Raw genomic sequence first — 7,262 nt, forward strand, 5'->3', positions numbered from 1 at the left:
GATCTGGGTGGGCGGTGGTTGTGCGGGCCGCTTCGCGAGCAGGCTCGCTCCCCCAAAGGTTTTTGATCGGGCACAGATGCAGCGTTCACTGAGTATCACTGTGGGAGCGAGCCTGCTCGCGAAGCGGCCCGCCCAGCAATCGGATCAAGCCAATTTGGCCATGATCAATCCCGTCTCGCTCGCCGTCTCCAGACGAATCGCCACGAACTTGGAGGTCGGTGTATGGCTGCCGTCCCCGGTGCTTTCCAGCGGCACCAGCGGATTCACTTCCGGGTAGTAGGCGGCGGCCTGTCCGGCCGGGATGTCGAAGGCCAGCAGGGTGAAGCCCTTGACCCGGCGCTCGCGCCCGTCATCCCAGATCGACACGATGTCGGCCTTTTGCCCTGGCTTGAAGCCCAGGCGAATGATGTCCGCCTCGTTGACGAACAACACGTCCCGCTGACCCTTGACCCCGCGATAGCGGTCGTCGAGCCCGTAGATGGTGGTGTTGTACTGATCGTGGGAGCGCATTGATTGCATGATCAGGTCGGGTAGCTGTCCGGTCGCGCGGGTCCGTTCGTGCACCAGGTCGGCCGGCAGCACGTTGGCGCGGAAGTTGGCACGCCCCGACGGGGTGTTCCAGCGACGGGCGCCGGCACTGTTGCCCAGGTAGAAGCCACCGGGGTTCTCGATCTTTTGGTTGAAGTCCTGGAAGCCGGGAATGGTGTCGGCAATCAACTCGCGAATGCGCCGGTAATCGGCCGCGAGCCAGTTCCAGTCCACCGGCGTGCTGCCCAGGGTGGCGGCGGCGATGCCGGCAATGATCGCAGGCTCCGAGCGCATCTGTTTGGACAGTGGCTGCAATTGGCCGTTGGAGGCGTGGACCATGCTGAAGGAGTCCTCCACCGTCACCGCTTGCGGGCCTTCGGTTTGCGCGTCGATGTCGGTACGCCCCAGGCACGGCAGGATCAACGCGTGTTTACCGTGGGCCAGGTGGCTGCGGTTGAGCTTGGTGCTGATCTGTACGGTCAGGTCGCAGTTGCTCAGGGCCTGGAAGGTCCGAGGGCTGTCCGGGGTGGCTTGGGCGAAGTTGCCGCCCAGGCCGATAAAGACTTTCGAGCGGCCGTCGAGCATCGCGTGGATGGCCTCGACCACGTTGTGGCCGTTGTCCCGTGGCACCTTGAACTGGAAGCGTCGTTCCAGCGCGTCGAGGAAGGCCACGGGCGGGCGTTCGTTGATGCCCATGGTCCGGTCGCCTTGCACGTTGCTGTGCCCGCGCACCGGGCACAGGCCGGCACCTGGGCGGCCGATGTTGCCGCGCAGCAGCATCAGGTTGGCGATTTCCTGGATGGTCGGCACCGAGTGACGGTGCTGGGTGATGCCCATCGCCCAGCACATGATCACGCTCTTGCTCTTGGCGTACATGCGCGCCGCTTGCTCGACCTCCACCAAGGTCAGCCCGGACTGTTCGACGATCTGCTCCCAGGCGGTGTCATCGACCTTGGCCAGGTAGTCGAGGATGTTGACCGTGTGTTCATTGAGGAAGTCGTGGTCGAATACGGACGGCGTGCCGGCATTCTGTGCGTCACGTTCCCATTGCAGGAGGAACTTGGCCATGCCGCGCAGCAGCGCCATGTCGCCGCCCAGCGCCGGGCGCAAATACGCGGTGTTGGTCGGCTTGTCGCCGTTGGTGAGCATCTCGATGGGGCGTTGCGGGTTCTGGAAGCGTTCCAGGCCCCGTTCCTTGAGCGGATTGACGCAGACCACCTGGGCGCCACGTTTCACGGCTTCGCGCAGCGGTTCGAGCATCCGTGGATGGTTGGTGCCAGGGTTCTGGCCCAAGACGAAAATCGCATCGGCGTGCTCGAAGTCATCGAAGGTCACGGTGCCTTTGCCCACGCCGACGCTTTGCGCCAGGGCCACGCCGCTGGCCTCGTGGCACATGTTCGAGCAGTCCGGGAAGTTATTGGTGCCAAAGGCCCGCACGAACAACTGGTACAAATAAGCCGCCTCGTTGCTGGCGCGGCCCGAGGTGTAGAACTCGGCCTGGTCGGGGCTTGCCAGGTTGTGCAGGTGTTTGCTGATCAGGGTGAAAGCCGCTTCCCAGCTGATGGGCACGTAGTGATCGGTCTCGGCGTCATAGCGCATCGGCTCGGTCAGCCGGCCCTGGTATTCAAGCCAATAGTCGCTCTGCGCAAGCAACGCGCTGACACTGTGCTTGGCGAAGAACGCCGCATCGACCCGACGCTTGGTCGCTTCCCAGTTGACCGCCTTGGCGCCGTTCTCGCAGAACTTGACCATGCCGCTTTCCGGCGAGTCGCCCCAGGCGCAGCCGGGGCAGTCGAAGCCGCCGTTCTGGTTGGTCTTGAGCATCATGCGCAGGTTTTTCAGCGCGTTGTCGCTGGTCAGCCATGCCTGGGCCACACTGATCAGCGCGCCCCAGCCACCGGCCGGGCCCTTGTAGGGCTTGTAGCGCGGGGTGGGTGTCTGGTCGGCTTGGTGATGAGTGCTCACGCTTGATTCTCCATCGCGGGGCTATACACCCGCGGCGCACTTTTGTGCGGCAGGTGGATGAGATTGAGGTTGTGCCGGCGTGCCCATTGCAGGGCCAGGCCGGTGGGCGACGACAGGCTGACCAGGGTCTGGATGCCGGCGCGCAGGGCTTTCTGGATCAGTTCGAGGCTGCAGCGGCTGGTGACAATCACCAGCCCACCGGCTGTGGGGATGTCCTGGCGCACCAGCGCGCCGATCAGCTTGTCGAGGGCGTTGTGCCGGCCGATGTCTTCGCGCCCCAGCAGCAACTCGCCCTGATGGTTCATGAACACCGCCGCATGCACCGCGCCGCAGTACTGGCCCAAGGGCTGGAATGCGCTGATGCGCTGGCGCAGGCCGTCCAGCCAGTGCGCGGGGGGCAAGGGCGCACCGGGCAATACATTGAGTTCCGGCAGGGCTTGTTCCACCGCCTCCACGCCACACAACCCGCAACCGCTGGTGCCCGCCAGTTGTCGACGTTGCTGCTTGAGGTTCCAGAAGGCACGGTTGGCGATCGTGACCTGGGCGTGCAGCGCGCTGCCGCAGCCGCTGAGTTGCAGGTCGTAGAGGTCGCTGGCGTCCTGGATGATGCCGCTGCCCAGGCTGAAACCGACGATGAAGTCCTCAAGGTCGGTCGGGGTCACCAGCATCACCGCCTGGCTGATGCCGTTATAGGCAATCGCCAGCGCGACTTCCTCGGCGAGCGCGGTGCTGGCCGGCTCGCTGTGGTCGAAGTTGCAGTACTGGTAACTCTGGCTGGCGACGGGCGCGGGCGTTTCAAGGGCGGGCGCCATGCCGTCCGGGCGCTTGGCGTTCATGGGGCATCACCGACGGTCTGTTAAGCACTTAGCCTAGGCGCGACAATGTGTCGCGTCTAATCGCTAGTACTGATCTATCGATAGATGCCGTCGATCAAGAGTTGACTAATGATTTTTGGTACAGGGTGAAGCAGGCTTCCGCCAGCGCTGAGCGGGGGGCGCCACGGCGCATGATCAGCCCCAGCCGGCCAAGGGTTTGCGCATTTTCAATCGGTTGCAGGCGCAGGTGCTCAGTCAACGCTTCGAGCCCGCCATCCAGCGGCATCACCGCGCAGCACAGGCCGCCATGCACGGCTTGTAACAATTGGTGCACGGCGTCGGTTTGCAACAACGGCTGTGGGGTGAGGCCGCGGCTGTGGAAGTTGTGGTCGATGGACTGGCGAAAGTGCATGCCGCTGGTGAGCATGCCCAGGGGTAGTTCGATCAAGGCTTCCCAGCTCAGTGGCGTGTCGCCAAAGCTGAAGAAACGCTGATCGTAGAGCAGGCCCATGCGGGTTTCGCTGAAGGCCAGGGAATCGAAACGCTCGCCATCGAGCCGTTCCAGGTAGGACACGCCCAGGTCGATTCGATTGTTGGCCAGTTGTTCGAGGATCTGCTCGGAACTCAAGGCCGACAGTTCGAAGCGCAGGTTCGGGTGGTCGCCGTGCAACTGTTGCATCAAGGGCAACGGGTCGAAGCTGGACAGCGGCACCACGCCCAGGCGCAACGTGCCCACCAGGTTGCCCCGACACGCTGCCGCCTCGGCCTGCAGGCCGTCATAGGCCGCCAGCACGGTCCGTGCCCAGGCCAGCACCCGCTCGCCGGGTGCGGTGAAGCCTTCAAAGCGCTGGCCACGATTGACCAGCGGCAGATCGAGTTCTTCTTCCAGGCTGCGCAAGCGCATGGATAGCGTGGGCTGGGTGATGTGGCAGCGCGCGGCGGCCTGGCCAAAGTGCCGGGTTTCGTCCAGGGCGATGAGAAATTTCAGCTGCTTGATGTCCATCTTTTCCCCCGGGCGCGATGAGGCCTGGATTCTAGCGCTTGGGTTGACCTGCGTCATTGGTCGGTTGGGAACCGTGTGGCGTGATGTTGGTCTAGTCTTTCGCGACCGGACCTATTAATCCCAAGGAGTGTGCACTATGAGTCTTTTGAGCTTTGTAAAAGAGGCAGGCGAAAAACTGATCGATTTGCTGACACCGGGTAACGCCAATGCGGGCGAGCAACTGAAGGATCATATCGCGAAGGTCGGCCTGGGCAACCCGAACGTCCAGACCACGGTCGATGGCGACAAAGTCACGGTGACCGGCGAAGTGGCGACCCAGGAAGAGAAAGAAAAAATCCTCCTGGCGCTGGGCAACATTGCCGGCGTTGGCAGTGTGGATGATCAGATCACGGTCACAAACCAGCCAACGCTGCTGGCCGCCAAGTTCGTGGTGGTCGAGAAGGGCGACACCCTCAGCGCAATCTCCCTGCGCGTGTACGGCGATGCCAACAAGTATCAAAAAATCTTTGAGGCCAACAAGCCGATGCTCAAGGATGTGAACAAGATCTACCCAGGGCAGTCGTTGCGTATTCCTGAGTAAGTCCTAACACCGTGTGATGGCGTTCGCGAGCAGACGGCGCTCCGTCTGCTCGCGAAGCTTGTCAGGCGCCTCGGTCTACAGGCCCTGAATCAATTCCCGATAATCCCCCACCGCCTCGAACTCCCCGGTGTCCTTCGGTCCTTTGCGGCTGTCCGGCTGGCTGACCGCCAGCAGATGGGCCACGCCAAAGTCGCGGGCGCTGCGCAGGATCGGCAAGGTGTCGTCGATAAACAGGCTGCGTTTCGGATCGAAGCCGATGTCCGCTTGCAGGGCGTCCCAGAACTGTGGGTGCTCCTTGGCGAAGCCGTAGTCGTGGGAGCTGATCAAGCGCTCGAAGTACGGGGCCAGTTCAATGCGCTCCAGCTTCAAGGACAAGGAATCGCGGTGCGCGTTGGTGATCAGGATCACCCGTTTGCCGGCCTGCTTGATCGCGGCCAGGAAGGTGTCGGCGTCCGGGCGCAGGGCAATCAAATGCGCGGTCTCCAGCTTCAGCTCACGCACTGGAAGCTTCAGCTCGGTGCTCCAGAAGTCCAGGCAGTACCACTGCAACTGGCCCGCGTTGCGCTCGAACAACGGCTGCATCTCAAGCTCGGCCATGGCCCGGCTGATGCCGTGCAGTTGGGCATAGCGCTCGGGCAGGTGCTCCATCCAGAAGTGGTTGTCGTAGTGCAGGTCCAGCAGCGTGCCATCCATATCCAGCAGAACGGTATCGATGTCGCGCCAGGGCAATGAGGGCATGGGGTACTTCTCAAGCGGGTAGAAAGATATCCGACGTAACCAATCGGGCGGGCCGCGTTATAGTAGCGCGTTCACGCCAAGGAGCCGCCATGCGCCAGAAACCCGAAGTATTAGCCCGCGAGATCGTCGCCACCAGCCGCCTGTTCTGCGTTGAAGCGGTGCAGTTGCGCTTCTCCAATGGTGTCGAGCGGACCTATGAGCGCTTGGTCGGCAAGGGCGCAGGCTATGGCGCGGTGATGATTGTGGCGATGCTCGACGCCGAGCACGCGGTGCTGGTCGAAGAGTATTGCGGCGGCACCGATGCCTACGAGCTGTCATTGCCCAAGGGCTTGATCGAGCCGGGCGAAGATGTGCTGGCGGCTGCCGAGCGCGAACTCAAGGAAGAGGCCGGCTTCGGTGCGCGGCAACTGGAACACCTGACCGAGCTGTCGCTGTCGCCGGGCTACATGAGCCAGAAGATTCAGGTGGTGCTGGCCACCGATTTGTACGAAGAGCAGCTCGAAGGCGATGAGCCGGAGCCGATGCGCGTGGACAAGGTCAACCTGCGTGAGTTGGCGGCACTGGCGCAAAACGATCAATTCACCGAAGGCCGGGCCTTGGCGGCGTTGTACCTGGCCCGTGATCTGCTGACCCAGCGTGGGGTGTTCCAGCCATGAGCGATTTCCCTCAGGTTCATCCGTTGTTGGCCCCGGTGGTCGAGCTGGCACTGAAGGCGGGCGAGGCGATCCTGCCGTTCTGGCGCACGGGAACGGACGTGATCACCAAGGCGGACGATTCGCCGGTCACCGCCGCCGACCTGGCGGCCCACCATGTGATCCTGGACGGGCTGACCGCCCTTGATCCGAGCATCCCGGTGCTGTCCGAGGAAGACGCCAACATCCCACAAGCGGTGCGGGCGGGCTGGCAGCGTTGGTGGCTGGTGGACCCGCTCGATGGCACCAAGGAATTCATCCACGGCAGCGAAGAGTTCACCGTCAACATCGCGTTGATCGAACAGGGACGCGTGGTGTTTGGCGTGGTGTCGATGCCGACCAGCGGCCGCTGTTACTTCGGCGGTGCCGGACTCGGTGCCTGGCGCGCGGACCTGGATGCCGCGCCGCAGCCGATCCGGGTGCGTGAAGTCCCACCGGCGGGCGAGGCGTTCACCGTGGTCGCCAGCCGCCGGCACTCAAGCCCGGAACAAGAGCGCCTGCTCGCCGGGTTGAGCGACAGCCTGGGTGAGTTGCAATTGACCAGTGTCGGCAGCTCGTTGAAGTTTTGCCTGTTGGCCGAGGGCGCGGCGGACTGCTATCCGCGCCTGGCGCCCACTTCGCAATGGGACACCGCGGCAGCGCAAGGGGTGCTGGAAGGGGCCGGTGGCGAGGTGTTGGAGTTGAGCGGTGAAGCGTTCAGCTACCCGGCGCGTGAGTCGCTGTTGAACCCATCATTCCTGGCGCTGCCAGCCAAGGCGCCATGGCGTGGCAAGTTGCTGGCGTTGGCCCGTGCCTGACGCCCACTGATGACCAATCCTTGTGGGAGCGAGCCCGCTCGCGAAGGCCTCGGGTCAGTCAACATTGATGTCGGCTGGCAGATTGCATTCGCGGGCAAGCCCGCTCCCACGGTAGACCAGCGGCGCACACCCGTCTGATGAACA

Annotated in this window: 7 protein-coding genes; 3 read left to right on the forward strand and 4 right to left on the reverse strand. The window is 63.4% G+C overall.

Going from position 1 to position 7,262, the window contains the following annotated elements; genetic code table 11:
- Nucleotides 1–144: 144 nt before the first annotated feature.
- From BMW74_RS21290 to BMW74_RS21300, 3 genes are all read right to left on the reverse strand, one after another.
- Nucleotides 145–2,493, reverse strand: a complete 2,349-nt coding sequence (locus BMW74_RS21290) for an FdhF/YdeP family oxidoreductase (RefSeq protein ID WP_093426119.1) — start codon at nucleotides 2,491–2,493, stop codon at nucleotides 145–147.
- Entirely contained in the window at nucleotides 2,490–3,329 is an 840-nt protein-coding gene (gene fdhD / locus BMW74_RS21295) for a formate dehydrogenase accessory sulfurtransferase FdhD (RefSeq protein ID WP_093426120.1), read from the reverse strand. The genes BMW74_RS21290 and fdhD overlap by 4 nt, the downstream gene beginning before the upstream one ends.
- Before the next feature lie 94 nt (nucleotides 3,330–3,423).
- Nucleotides 3,424–4,311, reverse strand: coding sequence for a LysR family transcriptional regulator (locus BMW74_RS21300; protein WP_093426121.1), 888 nt, complete (start codon nucleotides 4,309–4,311; stop codon nucleotides 3,424–3,426).
- Nucleotides 4,312–4,447: 136 nt separating this feature from the next.
- Here BMW74_RS21300 and lysM point away from each other — a divergent pair, with 136 nt between their 5' ends.
- Complete coding sequence (gene lysM / locus BMW74_RS21305) at nucleotides 4,448–4,891, forward strand: peptidoglycan-binding protein LysM (RefSeq protein ID WP_093426122.1); 444 nt, start codon at nucleotides 4,448–4,450, stop codon at nucleotides 4,889–4,891.
- 75 nt (nucleotides 4,892–4,966) lie between these two features.
- Here lysM and yrfG read toward each other — a convergent pair whose 3' ends face one another.
- Nucleotides 4,967–5,629, reverse strand: coding sequence for a GMP/IMP nucleotidase (gene yrfG, locus BMW74_RS21310; protein WP_093426123.1), 663 nt, complete (start codon nucleotides 5,627–5,629; stop codon nucleotides 4,967–4,969).
- An 89-nt stretch (nucleotides 5,630–5,718) separates the two neighbouring features.
- On the opposite strand from yrfG, the gene nudE reads away from it, so the two are divergent.
- Entirely contained in the window at nucleotides 5,719–6,285 is a 567-nt protein-coding gene (gene nudE / locus BMW74_RS21315; RefSeq protein WP_093426124.1) for an ADP compounds hydrolase NudE, read from the forward strand.
- On the forward strand, nucleotides 6,282–7,118 hold the full coding sequence (gene cysQ, locus BMW74_RS21320) for a 3'(2'),5'-bisphosphate nucleotidase CysQ (RefSeq protein WP_093426125.1): 837 nt from the start codon (nucleotides 6,282–6,284) through the stop codon (nucleotides 7,116–7,118). Before nudE ends, cysQ begins: the two co-directional genes overlap by 4 nt.
- Nucleotides 7,119–7,262: the final 144 nt, after the last annotated feature.

The organism is Pseudomonas sp. ok272 (assembly GCF_900109995.1).
Classification (GTDB): Bacteria; Pseudomonadota; Gammaproteobacteria; order Pseudomonadales; family Pseudomonadaceae; genus Aquipseudomonas.